At 41.7% G+C, this 13,991-nt stretch carries 17 protein-coding genes and 1 tRNA gene; 9 read left to right on the top strand and 9 right to left on the bottom strand.

The window, feature by feature from the left end; genetic code table 11:
- Nucleotides 1-66 precede the first annotated feature (66 nt).
- From rpmI to SOI83_RS06595, 3 genes are all read left to right on the top strand, one after another.
- Nucleotides 67-264 carry a 50S ribosomal protein L35 gene (rpmI, locus tag SOI83_RS06605; RefSeq protein ID WP_320675907.1) on the top strand — a complete coding sequence of 66 codons (198 nt, stop codon included), beginning with the start codon at nucleotides 67-69 and terminating at the stop codon, nucleotides 262-264.
- A gap of 52 nt (nucleotides 265-316) precedes the next feature.
- On the top strand, nucleotides 317-664 hold the full coding sequence (rplT, locus tag SOI83_RS06600; RefSeq protein ID WP_320675906.1) for a 50S ribosomal protein L20: 348 nt from the start codon (nucleotides 317-319) through the stop codon (nucleotides 662-664).
- A gap of 202 nt (nucleotides 665-866) precedes the next feature.
- Nucleotides 867-1,424, top strand: a complete 558-nt coding sequence (locus SOI83_RS06595) for a tetratricopeptide repeat protein (protein WP_320675905.1) — start codon at nucleotides 867-869, stop codon at nucleotides 1,422-1,424.
- Here the strand turns inward: SOI83_RS06595 and SOI83_RS06590 are convergent.
- Nucleotides 1,392-1,919 (bottom strand): hypothetical protein, encoded by a 528-nt coding sequence (locus tag SOI83_RS06590; protein WP_320675904.1) that lies wholly within the window; start codon nucleotides 1,917-1,919, stop codon nucleotides 1,392-1,394. The genes SOI83_RS06595 and SOI83_RS06590 overlap by 33 nt on opposite strands.
- 97 nt (nucleotides 1,920-2,016) lie before the next feature.
- Between SOI83_RS06590 and SOI83_RS06585 the strand changes: the two genes are divergently transcribed.
- The 4 genes from SOI83_RS06585 to SOI83_RS06570 all read left to right on the top strand — a co-directional run bounded on the left by SOI83_RS06585 (nucleotide 2,017) and on the right by SOI83_RS06570 (nucleotide 5,505).
- The gene (locus tag SOI83_RS06585; protein ID WP_320675903.1) at nucleotides 2,017-2,823 is read left to right on the top strand and encodes a thiazole synthase; all 807 of its coding nucleotides are present in this window, start codon (nucleotides 2,017-2,019) and stop codon (nucleotides 2,821-2,823) included.
- A gap of 83 nt (nucleotides 2,824-2,906) precedes the next feature.
- The gene (psb34, locus tag SOI83_RS06580) at nucleotides 2,907-3,074 is read left to right on the top strand and encodes a photosystem II assembly protein Psb34 (protein WP_320675902.1); all 168 of its coding nucleotides are present in this window, start codon (nucleotides 2,907-2,909) and stop codon (nucleotides 3,072-3,074) included.
- A 58-nt stretch (nucleotides 3,075-3,132) separates the two neighbouring features.
- On the top strand, nucleotides 3,133-4,329 hold the full coding sequence (locus SOI83_RS06575) for an NAD-dependent epimerase/dehydratase family protein (RefSeq protein WP_320675901.1): 1,197 nt from the start codon (nucleotides 3,133-3,135) through the stop codon (nucleotides 4,327-4,329).
- A gap of 30 nt (nucleotides 4,330-4,359) precedes the next feature.
- The gene (locus tag SOI83_RS06570; protein ID WP_320675900.1) at nucleotides 4,360-5,505 is read left to right on the top strand and encodes a glycosyltransferase family 1 protein; all 1,146 of its coding nucleotides are present in this window, start codon (nucleotides 4,360-4,362) and stop codon (nucleotides 5,503-5,505) included.
- A 9-nt stretch (nucleotides 5,506-5,514) separates the two neighbouring features.
- On the opposite strand, the gene mrdA is transcribed toward SOI83_RS06570, so the two are convergent.
- The 6 genes from mrdA to cbiD all read right to left on the bottom strand — a co-directional run bounded on the left by mrdA (nucleotide 5,515) and on the right by cbiD (nucleotide 11,975).
- Complete coding sequence (mrdA, locus tag SOI83_RS06565) at nucleotides 5,515-7,329, bottom strand: penicillin-binding protein 2 (RefSeq protein WP_320675899.1); 1,815 nt, start codon at nucleotides 7,327-7,329, stop codon at nucleotides 5,515-5,517.
- An 11-nt stretch (nucleotides 7,330-7,340) separates the two neighbouring features.
- Entirely contained in the window at nucleotides 7,341-7,748 is a 408-nt protein-coding gene (locus SOI83_RS06560; RefSeq protein WP_320675898.1) for a hypothetical protein, read from the bottom strand.
- A gap of 15 nt (nucleotides 7,749-7,763) precedes the next feature.
- The gene (locus tag SOI83_RS06555) at nucleotides 7,764-8,375 is read right to left on the bottom strand and encodes a hypothetical protein (protein ID WP_320675897.1); all 612 of its coding nucleotides are present in this window, start codon (nucleotides 8,373-8,375) and stop codon (nucleotides 7,764-7,766) included.
- A gap of 502 nt (nucleotides 8,376-8,877) precedes the next feature.
- Complete coding sequence (locus tag SOI83_RS06550; protein ID WP_320675896.1) at nucleotides 8,878-9,147, bottom strand: superinfection immunity protein; 270 nt, start codon at nucleotides 9,145-9,147, stop codon at nucleotides 8,878-8,880.
- Nucleotides 9,147-10,733 carry a glutamine-hydrolyzing GMP synthase gene (guaA, locus tag SOI83_RS06545; RefSeq protein WP_320675895.1) on the bottom strand — a complete coding sequence of 529 codons (1,587 nt, stop codon included), beginning with the start codon at nucleotides 10,731-10,733 and terminating at the stop codon, nucleotides 9,147-9,149. The genes SOI83_RS06550 and guaA overlap by 1 nt, the downstream gene beginning before the upstream one ends.
- A 57-nt stretch (nucleotides 10,734-10,790) precedes the next feature.
- Nucleotides 10,791-11,975: a cobalt-precorrin-5B (C(1))-methyltransferase CbiD gene (gene cbiD / locus SOI83_RS06540; protein WP_320675894.1), complete on the bottom strand. Its 1,185-nt coding sequence runs from the start codon at nucleotides 11,973-11,975 to the stop codon at nucleotides 10,791-10,793.
- Between the two features lie 54 nt (nucleotides 11,976-12,029).
- Here cbiD and SOI83_RS06535 point away from each other — a divergent pair, with 54 nt between their 5' ends.
- Together SOI83_RS06535 and SOI83_RS06530 are read left to right on the top strand one after the other, a co-directional pair.
- Nucleotides 12,030-13,175, top strand: coding sequence for an alanine--glyoxylate aminotransferase family protein (locus SOI83_RS06535; RefSeq protein WP_320675893.1), 1,146 nt, complete (start codon nucleotides 12,030-12,032; stop codon nucleotides 13,173-13,175).
- Between the two features lie 49 nt (nucleotides 13,176-13,224).
- Nucleotides 13,225-13,296: transfer RNA gene (locus tag SOI83_RS06530), tRNA-Gly, on the top strand.
- A gap of 93 nt (nucleotides 13,297-13,389) precedes the next feature.
- On the opposite strand, the gene SOI83_RS06525 is transcribed toward SOI83_RS06530, so the two are convergent.
- Both SOI83_RS06525 and SOI83_RS06520 read right to left on the bottom strand, forming a co-directional pair.
- The gene (locus tag SOI83_RS06525) at nucleotides 13,390-13,581 is read right to left on the bottom strand and encodes a hypothetical protein (protein WP_320675892.1); all 192 of its coding nucleotides are present in this window, start codon (nucleotides 13,579-13,581) and stop codon (nucleotides 13,390-13,392) included.
- Between the two features lie 171 nt (nucleotides 13,582-13,752).
- On the bottom strand, nucleotides 13,753-13,974 hold the full coding sequence (locus SOI83_RS06520; protein WP_320675891.1) for a hypothetical protein: 222 nt from the start codon (nucleotides 13,972-13,974) through the stop codon (nucleotides 13,753-13,755).
- Nucleotides 13,975-13,991 lie beyond the last annotated feature (17 nt).

Raw genomic sequence — 13,991 nt, 5'->3', positions numbered from 1 at the left:
AGTCTCGGGCTTGGCTTTAGGGAGGTCTAGGCAGTAGTGTTGATATTTGTGCATTTTGGGTGGGACATGCCAAAGCTGAAGACCCGCAAAGCAGCCGCTAAGCGGTTCAAAGCAACTGGTACAGGCAAATTCTTGCGTAGACGTGCCTTCCGCAATCATCTCTTAGATCACAAGAGTCCAAAACTTAAGCGACATCTTGCGACCAAAGCTGTTGTAAACGAGAGGGATGCGGAAAATGTGAGCTTGATGCTCCCCTACGCTTAAAAGTCCCCAAAAGTTTCTAGTAAATCTTCTTGCCTTTTCATTAATCCTTGCCATGGCCCGCGTCAAAAGAGGCAATGTTGCCCGCAAACGTCGAAATAAAATCCTGAAGCTCGCGAAAGGGTTCCGTGGAAGTAACGGAACACTATTTCGAACTGCCAACCAAAGAGTCATGAAGGCTCTTTGCAATGCCTACAGAGACAGAAGAAAACGCAAAAGAGATTTCAGGCGCCTATGGATTGCTCGCATTAATGCCGCAACTAGGTCGAACGGAATTAGCTATAGCCGCTTCATTGGTGGTTTAAAAAAAGCAGACGTAAAGCTAAATCGCAAAATGTTGGCTCAACTTGCGGTTGCTGATCCTAAAAGCTTTGAAACGGTCTTGGCTTCAATCAAAAGCTGAGCTTATTAAGACAAAAAAATTGTAAATCTCTTCTTGTTTAAAAGATCTATATACACTTACCGTTCAGCACAATTTATGAATGCTTCTAAAGGCAGGAACCATGGGCAAAAGAACGCCCAACGAATCTGTCCCATCATCTCCTCATAACTAACCATTTAACAACTCTTGGGATCTTCTTCTCCAGTGCCGGAGAACGTCAACCATGAAACTTCTACAACCTGAAACCTACTTAATTGGCCTTGTTGGCCTACTAGCTATCTTGGCAGTCCTTGTAGGGAGACAATTACTTCGCACACGCAAAGACGAAATAAATCTATTAAAGCTTGAAAAAAGCGGTGCAGCATCTTCAAGAGAGGCCTCAGATCTCTACGAATTAGCATCTGTACAACTGCGAAAAAGACTTTTTCCACAAGCAGTAACAACCTTGAAAAAAGCATTAAAGAGACTTGAGAATGAACCAGATGAAGCGACTGCTTTAATCGAAAATGCACTTGGTTTTGCGTTAGCAGCACAAGATGATTTTGAAGCTGCTGTCAAACATTACAAAACTGCGTTAAAGGCTAAAGAAGATTATCCAGTGGCACTAAATAATCTTGCATTTGCGCAAGAAAAGCTCATGAAAAGGGAGGAGGCAATAGAGTTATATCAAAAAGTTTTGAATTTTGAGCCAAACAATAAAACAGCACAAAAACAACTAAAGAGACTTGAGAAAATAGGCAATGTCGACTCACCAAATAGTATCGACGACAGGGGGTTCTGAAGATATATCTGCGCAGGACTTATTTAATACAAGTTTACCTCCAGGGTTGGCAAAACTTGATGAAGTCCAACCAGACAGTTCAATACCTTCTAATCCCATAAAGCTGCCGCCACTTTCAATCCCAGGAATCAACTCAGTTGAAATAGGTAGAATTTCTAATTGATCCGATTTTGCATTTAAGTTGCCTTGCACAAGAGTTTTAACATTGCCTAATTGCATCTCTCCATTCAACGCAACCATTTGTCCTACAGCATTAACTTCTCTAAAGTCCAATATCACTGCCACCTTAGAAGCATTCGCGAAAGGTTCGTAAAAACCACACCATTTGCGAGGCATAGTTTTTGCGAGTTGCTGAGCTCTGGCTACAGGATCAAAATTTTCAACTGAGCCCTCAAGAATGACTGGAAGAGCTTGATAAGCCTGTCCTGGCTGCAGGCTTGGATCAGGCGCAGGCCTAGCTAAAACTGGGGGATCAGTTGCCAACAGAAAAAACATTCAAACACCTGATGATGAATGCAACTTAAAGCCTATTGGCTGAAAACGGTTGTTCAAAAATGCACGCCTTTGCCTGAAAACATTACCAAACGCACTCATGTCTTCTCATTCGATCGACCCTCTGACTATCAACAACAAGACATTCCACAGTCGCTTATTCACTGGAACTGGCAAGTTTCCAAACTTGAATTTAATGAACAAAAGCCTGAGGAGTTCTCAATCCCAGATGGTGACGGTAGCGGTCAGAAGAGTCCAAAATAAGACAGAAGGGCATGAAGGACTTCTTGAAGCAATCGATTGGTCAAAGATTTGGATGCTGCCAAATACTGCTGGATGCTCCGATGCCCACGAGGCAATCAGAGTGGCAAGAATGGGAAGAGAATTAGCGAAATTAGCTGGTCAAGAAGACAATAATTTCATCAAATTAGAGGTAATTCCAGATAAAAAGTATCTTCTTCCTGATCCCATTGGAACCTTAGAAGCAGCTGAAAAGCTTGTTCAAGAAGGTTTTACAGTACTTCCTTACATCAATGCTGACCCTCTCTTAGCAAAAAGACTAGAAGAAGTTGGGTGTGCAACAGTCATGCCATTGGGATCACCAATAGGTTCTGGTCAAGGTCTCAAAAATGCAGCCAATATCCAAATAATTATTGAAAATGCAAAAGTCCCTGTAGTCGTAGATGCTGGTATCGGGGTTCCCAGTGAAGCCGCCCAAGCCCTTGAAATGGGCGCCTCAGCCGTTCTAGTGAACACAGCCATAGCTTTAGCAAGAAATCCGCCCCAAATGGCGGAAGCAATGTCTGAGGGCGTTAGAGCAGGCCGAAAAGCCTTTTTAGCGGGACGAATCCCTGAACAAATAGCAGCATCGGCCAGCTCACCAAGCACTGGACTTGTTGCAAAATAAAGACTGCCTTCCATAACGGAAAGTAACGGAAAAGAATCCCTAAGCACTTAGGTCAATAGTCTCCGCCGAGTCGAAGGAAATTTGTGGCAGTAACAAAAGAAGAAGGTGGAAGACTCAACGCTTTTGCAAAAGAACCCAAAATTGAAGTAATTGAGACAAAAGCAAGTGCTGGCAATCGATCTGGGCTAATCGTGGCCTTGGGATTACTGCTTTTGACGTCCTTGATTGCTGTAACTCTGAGACTTAGCTGAAAACCCTGTAGTAGCTTGCGTGAAATGAGCGACTTGCTCTTTCCTGCAGGAGTTTGGGGTGAAAGTTCTCGTTCTTGGTGGCGACGGATTCTGTGGTTGGCCATGTGCTGTAAACCTGGCTGATGAAGGCCACGAAGTTCTCATAGTGGACAATCTGAGTCGTCGGAAAATCGACATTGATCTCGAAGTCGAGTCACTGACTCCGATTTCGAGCATTGGAGACCGTTTAAAAGCATGGGAAGAAACAGGTGGAAAGCCAATGCGCTTTCTACGATTAGACATAGCGCATGAATATCAAGAACTGCTCGATCTTCTTCTAGAAGAAAAACCTGATTCAGTAATTCACTTTGCTGAACAACGTGCAGCGCCATACTCAATGAAATCCACTGCAACCAAGAGATATACCGTTGATAACAATGTCAACGGTACTCACAATCTTTTGGCTGCAATAGTTGAGAGTGGTCTCGATATTCACATAGTTCACTTAGGGACTATGGGTGTTTATGGATACGGCTCTCATCGAGGAGCGACTATCCCAGAGGGATATCTCAAAGTCGAAGTACCTCAACCGGATGGAAGTCGGTTTGAAGAAGAAATTCTTCATCCCGCCAGTCCTGGCAGCGTCTACCACATGACAAAAACACTCGATCAACTTCTATTCCTTTACTACAACAAAAACGACAATGTACGCATTACTGATCTCCATCAAGGAATAGTTTGGGGTACAAACACAGCAGCAACCAGTAAAGATCCGCGTTTAACCAATCGCTTTGATTATGACGGTGACTATGGAACAGTATTAAATAGATTCCTCATGCAAGCAGCAATTGGATATCCACTCACTGTGCATGGCACTGGTGGTCAAACTCGTGCCTTCATACATATACGGGATTCAGTGAAATGTGTACAACTCGCTTTAGAGAACCCTCCCGAAAAAGGGGAAAGGGTCAAGATTTTCAATCAAATGACTGAAAGTCACCAAGTTGGCGAACTTGCTAAAAAGGTCGCTTCGCTTACAGGAGCAAAAGTTAATTACTTACCTAACCCAAGGAACGAAGCAGTTGAAAATGATTTAATCGTAGACAACCGATGCTTCATTGAACTAGGACTAAAGCCAACAACACTCGATGATGGTTTATTAGCCGAAGTTGTAGATGTTGCTCGTAAATGGGCTGATCGTTGTGACAAGCAACGAATTCCATGTATTTCTGCATGGACCTCAGCTCAAGCTAAAGCCATTAACAAGACTTCCTAAAGGTCTACTCCTAAGCATCTCTTTGTACCAGTGAAGATTGCCTTTTTCACAGAGACTTTCCTCCCCAAGGTGGATGGAATCGTGACTCGGCTCACTAAAACTATCCCTCATCTAATTGAGGCGGGGGATGAAGTTTTAGTTTTTTGCCCCGAAGGAGCTCCTAAAGAATTTTTGGGCGCCAAAGTCACAGGGGTACCGGCAATGCCATTACCTCTATATCCAGAACTAAAGCTAGGGCTACCAGGCCCTGCTACTTCTGAAGCCCTGGAACAATTCCAACCAGATTTGATTCATGTAGTAAATCCAGCAGTACTAGGGCTAGGAGGCATTTGGCTAGCAAAAACCAATGGAATCCCTCTATTAGCTAGCTACCACACACATCTTCCCAAATATCTTGAACATTATGGGATGGGGATGCTTGAACCACTTTTATGGGAATTATTAAAGGCCGCGCACAATCAGGCAATCTTAAATCTTTGCACCTCCACGGCAATGGTTAGTGAGCTCAGCGAAAAAGGAATACAAAACACTGCTTTATGGCAAAGAGGAGTAGACACAGACTTATTTAGACCAAATTTAAGAAATGAAAGCATGCGAAAACGTTTACTAGGCAAATACGAAGACGAAGGGGAGCTTTTGATATATGTAGGACGCCTTTCTGCTGAAAAACAAATAGAACGAATAAAGCCCGTTTTAGAAGCACTGCCCAAATCTCGTTTGGCATTAGTTGGTGATGGTCCTTATCGACAACAATTAGAAAAGATTTTCGAAAATACTGCTACTACTTTCGTTGGCTATTTAGAAGGCGAGGAGTTAGCAAGCGCCTATGCAAGTGGCGATGCATTTTTATTTCCATCAAGTACCGAAACATTAGGGCTAGTCCTCCTAGAAGCTATGGCTGCAGGATGCCCGGTTGTAGGAGCCAACAAAGGAGGAATCCCCGACATTATTACTAATGGAGAAAATGGTTGTCTCTATGACCCAGACGGAACTAATGGAGGAGCAGATAGCCTGATACAAGCCACAAAAATAATTCTCGGAAATGATCTAGAGAGACAAGGTATGCGCAAAGCGGCCAGACAAGAAGCAGAACGTTGGGGTTGGTCTGGAGCAACAAACCAACTCAGAGATTATTACAAACAGGTTCTTGAAGACTCAGACAAATTAGCTGCTTAATTCAAATATTCAAAAAGCAGATTGAACCCTACCCTGGTTCCAGGCCTCAAGAACTTGTCTAGCCATAGGTAAAGCATGTACAGAGCCACCTCCAGGCGTATTTTGTGCAAAAGCGACAACAACAATCTCTGAATTCTCATAAGGTGCAAAACATGCAAACCATGCATGATCATTGCCCCCAGTGCTATCTTCTGCGGTTCCAGTTTTACCAGCAATTTTAGGTAAATGAGGCAAGTTAATAGGGGCAGCAGTTCCAATTTCGACAACTTTGCGAAGCCCTTTGCGAATAGTCTCAAGAGTTGAAGGTTTCAGGCGAACCTTCCTGCGGCGCTTTGATGAATACCAATCAATATCACGAGCAGCCAAATGAGGAGTAATTAGATATCCCCCATTAGCAAACACGGCATATGCCCTTGCAAGTTGCAAAGGAGTTATCTGCACAACAGCCTGCCCAATGGATGCACTGGCCATATCTTCGGGAATCCATGGGGTTTTTCCTGGTTCTCCCCAACCCCGACCTTTTTCTGCCCATTCTTCATTACCAACAATGCCCTTGCTTTCTTCATAAGACAGCTCAATTCCTGTAAGTGCATCAAAACCTAATTGTTTGGCAGCTTTATAAAGAGCTTTGGAGCCTACTCCTATACCAATTTGGTAAAAGAAAGTATTACTTGAAAAACGCAAAGCGTCCTCATATCCAATCTTTCCAAATCCACGTCGATTATATTCATAAAAACAATGTGATCCATATTTAATGCATGATGTAGTCATTAAAACTACATCTGAAGGATATTTACCTGTTTCCATACCAGCTACAGCAGTTACTGGTTTCCAAGTACTACCTGGATCATATGAGTTAACTGCTCTGCTAAATAAAGGCTTTTGAGAAGAAAGGAATAATTGATCGTATTCTTTTTGACTAGTAAAAAATTTCGAAAAAAAGTTTGGATCAAAGCCTGGTCGACTAGCCATAGCAAGAACAGCACCAGTTCTAGGATCTAAGGCAACAATTGCACCAGCTCTTTTTGTAGCCAGTGCATCCTCAGCAGCCTTTTGCAAATCAAGATCAATAGTTAAAGTTAGATCTTTACCTGGAATTGCCGATTTCTGACCCAGACTACGTTGTATTGTCCCAACCGCATCAACTTCAAGCATCTCCCCACCCCATTCTCCACGCAAATGCGACTCATAAGCTGCCTCTAATCCAGTACGTCCAATCCTGTCTTGTATTACATAATTATCTGAAGAAAGAACCTTGAACTCCTCATTAGTAATAGGTTGTGTATAACCCAATACATGAGCCGCCAAAGTTCTATGAGGATAAAAGCGAACTACCTCAATATCAACTTGTGCGCCTAATAATTCATCTGATTGCTCTTTAAAACGAAGAACTTGCTGAGGCGTTAAATCTGTTGCTAAAGTTATACGAAGCTTATCCTTGTCAAGACCAAGCTGAAATCGATTCTCCAAGAGATTTGAATCAATTTTTAACAAGTTAGATAATGATTCTTTCATGGAAGGCCAATCTATTGACCTAATTAAACGAGATTTAATATATAAATTATATCTCAACTTATTAGAAGCAAGAACCTCTCCATTGCGATCAAGAAGTCGCCCTCGCATGGGAGATCTGGCGACCAATCTAATTCTATTCTGTTCTGACATTTCCCTATACTTGTTACCTTTTAAGACCTGGAGCCAAAATAAACGTCCCGAAATTGCACTACAAAAAAATAAAATCAACAAAAGAAATAGTGTCGATTGGTTATATATGCCAGCGTTCCTTTGATTAGAAATACCTGAATAGTTAGGCTTTTTAGCCATTCATTTAATCCTTAATCCAATGGCAAGTCATCTGAATGACTTTCATGATCAATCAAACAATCTTCCAATTCATGCAGTCTTGCTTCAATTCTAGTAAGAACAAAAGCGAGTTCCTCCTCTTCTTGATTCTCGACGAAAGACGACAATTCATCAACAGACTCTTCATTCTCAACTGCAACATTGACTGACATCACAGGGTTCCCCAAACCAGGGGCTACCTGATCTAAACGATCACGAAGTGATCTAGCAGCAGGCTCTCCTTCCAGACGCAGCTCTTCCAGAGGAGCAGTGGATTTAGTAAATGCCTCTACAAGCTTCTCAGCGCCTCCTTGGCGCGCTCTTTCAAACATTGCAATTCCAACAGGCAGTACATCCTGCATGAATGACAAGCGAATGTTGTCAAAAGATTCATCGGCCATAAGCAGCCTCAGGGTCTATCTAATTCCAGTTTGCTCAGACGGTACCAAAAATGTGGTTGAAGTGGTTTTCGATAGTCCTATCGACCAACCCACAAAACCAGACAAAATTACTGTCGCGAGAAAAACCCCCATGGCCTGATGACTAGCTTCTAGGCAGAACCACTCTCTCCACATCCTGAAAACTCTCTCTCGTTCAAAGCGCTGCTTTTCTCTTGATTCTTCATTTAAGCGCCTCCTTAATGACTTCCCTACCCAACGCTCAAAAGCCTCCTTCTTAGTAACAGTCATCTTTCTCTCTACTTCCAACAATTGGCCAGCTGTCAGGTCTGGATGAAAAGTACCTATCAATTCGAGGCTTTTAAGGAACATTTCCACCGCAGCATCTTTGAGATTCCGCTGTGAATCATCTAATAAAGACCATTCCAGTTCTGGGTAAAAACGACTTCGGTTCAGCGTGATTTGATCTTCACCCAATTGTCCGGGTTCTCTTAGCCATCGATCTGTATTGGTATCAAAACGACGCCAATAAAGGAAAGGGTTTATATAAACCGTTTTTCCTGAAAGCTGAATACTGTCCTGCTGAAGACGACGCTGCAGACGGAAGTCCTGAGTGTGAGTAGCTGTCAATGAGCTATTGGCCAGTGCTCCAGACTATCGGCATCGAATGCTTGAAACCAGCCCTAAAAACATAAATGGAATTCATTCTCTAACACAATCACAACCGCTTTACGCTTAAAAGATCAGATGAGAGAAAAGCTACCACCCATAAAAGTCAAAATCTATCTACCAAACGGATACATTTCACATGACTTCAAATCGATAAATCCCTTAGGCAAAAGAGAGGTTGGCCCATAATCTATTAAAAGATTGGAAGAATCAATTCTCTCCAAGGTAGCAAACCCATCCAACTCCTTGCCTAAAAAAAAGGTTTGCTCCTTTCCAGAAGATTTTATTTTTACTTTTCTATCATTAAGCGATATTCTAAAAGGAGTTTTATTAGTCCCTAGAATCTCCTGTCCATCACATGAATAATAATTAAAATAATCCCTAGAGGCACAGCCCTGACATATCAACTGAACCCCTAGCAGTGCAATTAATATTGAAAAGCCTTTCATTAGAAATAGAAACCCTAGTAATTATAATTCCTCAATGCCCAAACCAAACTCGCAACCCAACCGAATAAAGTCCAACCTAAAAATAAATTAAGTGCAGTAATTGCCAAGGCACTGGGACATTTTCTTGAAAAAGCAATTAACGAAGGGAGGAAATATATAACCAATAGAATTAAAGAGACAATCCCAAAAATAAAAACTTCTGCACTTCCACTAATTGATCCAAGCAAGGCAAAGATCAGTATTGTGCCAAACAAAATAGATAAAAAACTATGAATTGATTTCATTACTCCCACTCAATTGTTCCAGGAGGTTTACTGGTAATATCTAGGACTACTCTGTTAACACCTTTCACCTCATTTACAATACGATTTGATATTAATTCTAATAGATCATTGGGCAGTCTTGACCAATCTGCAGTCATACCATCCTCACTGGAGACACATCTAACTACAATTGGCCATGCATATGTCCTTTGATCTCCCATAACTCCAACTGAATACACTGGAAGCAAAACGGCAAAAGCCTGCCAAATATCGTGATATAAACCAGCATTAGTAATTTCTTCTCGAACAATAAAATCTGCATCTCGCAAACAATTTAATTTTTCATTTGTAACCTCTCCCAAAATACGAATTGCCAGCCCTGGGCCAGGGAAAGGATGTCTGCGAACTATTTCTTCTGGTAAGCCTAAAGAGCGGCCAACTTTCCTTACCTCATCTTTAAAGAGTCTTTTCAAAGGCTCAACTAATTTAAATTGCAAATCTTTAGGTAAACCACCTACATTGTGATGACTCTTAATTTTAACGGCAACTCTTTCACCAGTCTTTGGGTCTACATTAGTGCCTGCACTTTCTATTACATCAGGATAAAGAGTTCCCTGTGCTAAATAATCAAAAGGGCCTAAGCGATTACTTTCTTCCTCAAAAACTCTAATAAACTCAGCGCCAATTACTTTGCGCTTTTCTTCAGGGTCAATAATGCCTTCTAGTTTAGTTATAAACCTTTGACGTGCATTAATATATTCAACATTAATGTGGAATTTTTTATCAAAGAATTCCATTAGGAATTCAGGCTCACCCTTACGCATAAAGCCTTGATCTATAAACATACAAGTCAACTGATCTCCAATGGCTTGATGCAATAAAAAAGCCAATGTAGAAGAATCTACCCCTCCAGACAATGCAAGTAAAACCCTTTTTTCTCCAACCTGGTTCCTTACCTGAGTTATAGCCTCTTCGATAAATGCACTGGTAGTCCAATCCGGTTCACAATTACATATATTATAAACAAAATTCCTAATTAATGCCATTCCGTCGACAGAATGGACAACTTCAGGATGAAACTGAACCCCATAAAGACCAGATTCATGAGAAGCGATTGCAGCCTCAGATGTATTAGCAGTATGTGCTAAACGCACAAAACCTTTTGGCAACTTTTTAACTGCATCACCATGACTCATCCACATTGTGGAACTACTCTCGACATTAGTAAGCAATGCTGTTGGATCATCTACATAAAGAGGTGCTTTCCCATACTCAGCTTTCCCTGTAGCAGGCTGAACCTCACCTCCTAGCTGATGCACCATCAACTGCATTCCATAACAAACTCCAAGCACTGGAATACCTAGATCCCATATCGCTGGATCACACAGAGGAGCCCCTTCTGAATACACAGAGCTAGGGCCTCCACTCAAAATTATTCCTTTAGGGTTCAAGGCTTTTAATTCATTAGCGGAGGTGCCGTAACTAATCACCAATGAATAGACATCTGTTTCCCTGATGCGCCGTGCAATGAGCTCAGAGTACTGTGAGCCGAAATCAAGAATTACTATTGCAGGCTCTCTTTGAGCTTGAGAGATGGAATCAGACATATGAACGAAAAATCGTAAAAACCAGCCTTGCTAAAACTTAGATTAGTTAATAGTTCCTCAACTGGAACACAAAGACCTGATTCCCAAGCTTGATAGTTGTTCCAAACCAACTGGACCAACTCTTCTAACCTTGCGAGAACGATCAAATAAAACGGAGCCAATAGACATTTTGCTTGCGCAATAACGTTTAACATACTCAGAACTTCTTCTCTCCACTTCTCCAGCAAGCTGTTCCCAAAGCCTTTTTGACAACAAAGGATCTATAGATGTCAAGGTTTTAAATGCATGCTCAACCGAATCAGAACTAATAAGAGATTTTATTAAGTCCACAGGCAAGCCTGTACGCAGTGCTAAGGCACTCAAAATCTCTAGTCGAGCATCAGCCAAATGATGATGTGTATGAAATATGCCACCTGCTAATTTAATTAATTTACCGTGATAACCAAACAACACTAACTGCTTCACATTCGCCTTTGCCGCAGCGATCAATAAAGGGCCTACCCAATTACCTGTTTTTAAAATCGGATGAACATTTAAACCTGTGCTAGCAGCCAAATCGAGCCCATTTTCGCCTATAACCAAAGTTAGGAAGCCATCAAAACCCTTATGGTCAGTTATACTTGCAAGTTTTTCTAGATTCTTATTAAGCTGTTCTGGAGAAGCGCTAACTTGAGCTTCTGCTGTAATTCCTATTAACGATAATCCATCAACTACTCCAAAAGATTCATTACTTGTTCTTGCCGCAAGATCACTGCCTTTTGGGAAAACAACCTCTAATCTTAGGTAACGACCAATAGGAACTAAAGGTCTTAAATTAATTTTCAACAAATCATAGGCAAATTTAGAAGCACAAATAGATCCATCCACTTGATAACGTCCTACACCAGTCCCAGGCACCAGACTAAAAAATTGATGGTTATTTTCGATCTGGGATGCTTCTAAAGCATTGGAATATATGTGTTCCTCATCCCACTGAACATATACCCAAGCCTCCAAACCTTGGGTTAAGTCAAGTCCTAACCCAGAGTGACAAAAACTAATCCCCAAGGCCCCATCACATGTCCCAACCTTGGCTGCCGATGCAACAGAAACAGAAATTTTCTTTTTCTCATTAGGGATGCAAAGCTCTTGTTCAGACTGAAAACTCATCCCGATTAGTACTTGAGTTGCAGCTCGCGCTGCCGCTGCGACCCAAATAGGTAATGTGAATCTAGTTTTTCTGGGGGAGAAAATTTCTCTCAAAGGACTAACTAAGTAGATGGTTTTTTAAGATGTTCAAGTGTTAGCCATGAGACCGTGAAGGACAAGCTCACCCTAATGATTCCTGGGCCAACACCAGTACCAGAAACAGTCCTTAAAGCAATGGGGCGTCACCCAATCGGACATCGAAGTGGGGAGTTCCAAACCATAGTGAAACGTACCAATGAACAATTGCGTTGGCTGCATCAAACATCCAATGACGTTGTTGTGATAACCGGTAGCGGCACTGCAGCAATGGAAGCAGGAATCATCAACACTCTCAGCTACGGCGATAAAGTTTTATGTGGGAGCAATGGCAAATTCGGGGAACGGTGGGTCAAAGTCGCTAAGTCTTATGGGCTAGATGTCGAAGTTATAAAAGCCGAATGGGGCCAACCTCTTGATCCTGATATTTTCAAGCAAGCACTTGAATCAGATACCTCAAAAGAAATTAAAGGTGTGATTATTACTCACTCGGAAACATCAACTGGGGTTCTCAATGATTTAGAAAAGATAAGTAAATACGTTAATTCTCATGGCACTGCATTAATGATTGCTGATTGTGTCACAAGCCTGGGTGCATGCAATGTTCCAATGGATTTATGGGGTCTAGATGTGGTTGCATCTGGTTCTCAAAAAGGATACATGATGCCACCAGGACTCAGCTTTGTCGCTATGAGTGAAAAAGCTTGGAAAGCATCAGACAAATCAAACCTGCCAAAGTTTTATTTGGACCTAAAGCCATATAGAAAAACTGCTGCCCAAAATAGCAACCCATTTACACCTGCAGTCAACCTCTACTTTGCGCTTGAAGCAGCATTAGCAATGATGGAGGAAGAAGGATTAGATGCAATTTTCAATCGGCATGCTCGTCACCGAGCGGCAGCACAAGCAAGTATGAAGGCTATTGGACTGTCTTTATATGCTGCTGATGGCTTTGGCAGCCCAGCAATTACCTCAGTTGTACCGAATAATATTGATGCAGAAGTTCTGCGCAAAGAAATTAAAAATCGATATGACATCCTCCTGGCTGGAGGGCAAGACCACTTAAAAGGAAAGATTTTCAGGATAGGCCACCTTGGATTTGTTAGTGATCGAGACCTTCTAACTGCAATAGCCTCAATAGAAGCAACCCTGCAGACGCTAGGACTTAACAATAATATGGGGGCAGGATTAGCAGCTGCGCAGAAAATACTTCACTAAATATCACCTAGAAAGCTCTATTGCTAGATAGCAGTAATATATAAAGTGTGCGGGTGTAATTCAGTGGTAGAATGTCAGCTTCCCAAGCTGAACGTCGCCGGTTCGAGTCCGGTCACCCGCTTCAATACTAAATTTATTCCAGTGGATTATTCTTAAGATCAATCCTGTAAATTAATTATAGATAAAATTATAACTAAGTAAAAAAGGCAACTAGTCAAGACCTTGGTTTTATCAACTGTAAAACCTGAGGACCAACTCCACCTGCTCTTCTTTCCTGATCAAGTGCTTTAAGAATCAAAACACCTGCTCCCTGAAGATCACCTGATTCTGCTTGTGCACAAGCAGAATCAAATAAATTATCGGCAGCGTTCATATAAGCCTCACGCTGTTCGCTTGGAGCTTTCATTGTGAATTGGGATCTCACAAGAATAGATGTCAAAATTGTGCTAAAAAAATCGTTTATTGGAGAAGTTTAACCTGGAATCAATGCAGAAAGGGACATCGAAGATAAACACCTCTCAAGATTAAAAGATCTTAAAGCAACAAGTCAAATTTTTTGAAAGGGAAAATAATCAATTCAGGTACCTGGCTCCTCAACATTTCCTCCTAGATCGGCAATTTTAGCTCTTAGCACTGCTGAACGAATTTGATCTCCACGAGCTTCAGAAATTGCCAAAGCAAATTCAAGCTTCTCTAACTGATGGCCACCCTCATAGAAAGCCTTTGTGGTAAAGGCAGTCTTAGACAAATTAGATCGAGGTGAATGGTTAAAGCCTGAGGCAGAAATGGTAGAAGCCATGGTTGCCTTTATTTTTT

This window comes from Prochlorococcus sp. MIT 1300 (genome assembly GCF_034092375.1).
Lineage (GTDB): Bacteria > Cyanobacteriota > Cyanobacteriia > PCC-6307 > Cyanobiaceae > MIT-1300.
The sequence above is the reverse complement of the archived record's forward strand: the minus strand, read 5'-3'. Positions and strand labels throughout refer to the sequence as shown.

What these genes read in the sequence shown, in the direction of transcription:
- rpmI (WP_320675907.1), top strand. Translation starts at nt 67, where the DNA reads ATGCCAAAGCTGAAGACCCGCAAAGCAGCCGCTAAGCGGTTCAAAGCA.
- rplT (WP_320675906.1), top strand. Translation starts at nt 317, where the DNA reads ATGGCCCGCGTCAAAAGAGGCAATGTTGCCCGCAAACGTCGAAATAAA.
- SOI83_RS06595 (WP_320675905.1), top strand. Translation starts at nt 867, where the DNA reads ATGAAACTTCTACAACCTGAAACCTACTTAATTGGCCTTGTTGGCCTA.
- SOI83_RS06590 (WP_320675904.1), bottom strand. Translation starts at nt 1,919, where the DNA reads ATGTTTTTTCTGTTGGCAACTGATCCCCCAGTTTTAGCTAGGCCTGCG.
- SOI83_RS06585 (WP_320675903.1), top strand. Translation starts at nt 2,017, where the DNA reads ATGTCTTCTCATTCGATCGACCCTCTGACTATCAACAACAAGACATTC.
- mrdA (WP_320675899.1), bottom strand. Translation starts at nt 7,329, where the DNA reads ATGGCTAAAAAGCCTAACTATTCAGGTATTTCTAATCAAAGGAACGCT.
- SOI83_RS06560 (WP_320675898.1), bottom strand. Translation starts at nt 7,748, where the DNA reads ATGGCCGATGAATCTTTTGACAACATTCGCTTGTCATTCATGCAGGAT.
- SOI83_RS06550 (WP_320675896.1), bottom strand. Translation starts at nt 9,147, where the DNA reads ATGAAATCAATTCATAGTTTTTTATCTATTTTGTTTGGCACAATACTG.
- guaA (WP_320675895.1), bottom strand. Translation starts at nt 10,733, where the DNA reads ATGTCTGATTCCATCTCTCAAGCTCAAAGAGAGCCTGCAATAGTAATT.
- SOI83_RS06525 (WP_320675892.1), bottom strand. Translation starts at nt 13,581, where the DNA reads ATGAAAGCTCCAAGCGAACAGCGTGAGGCTTATATGAACGCTGCCGAT.
- SOI83_RS06520 (WP_320675891.1), bottom strand. Translation starts at nt 13,974, where the DNA reads ATGGCTTCTACCATTTCTGCCTCAGGCTTTAACCATTCACCTCGATCT.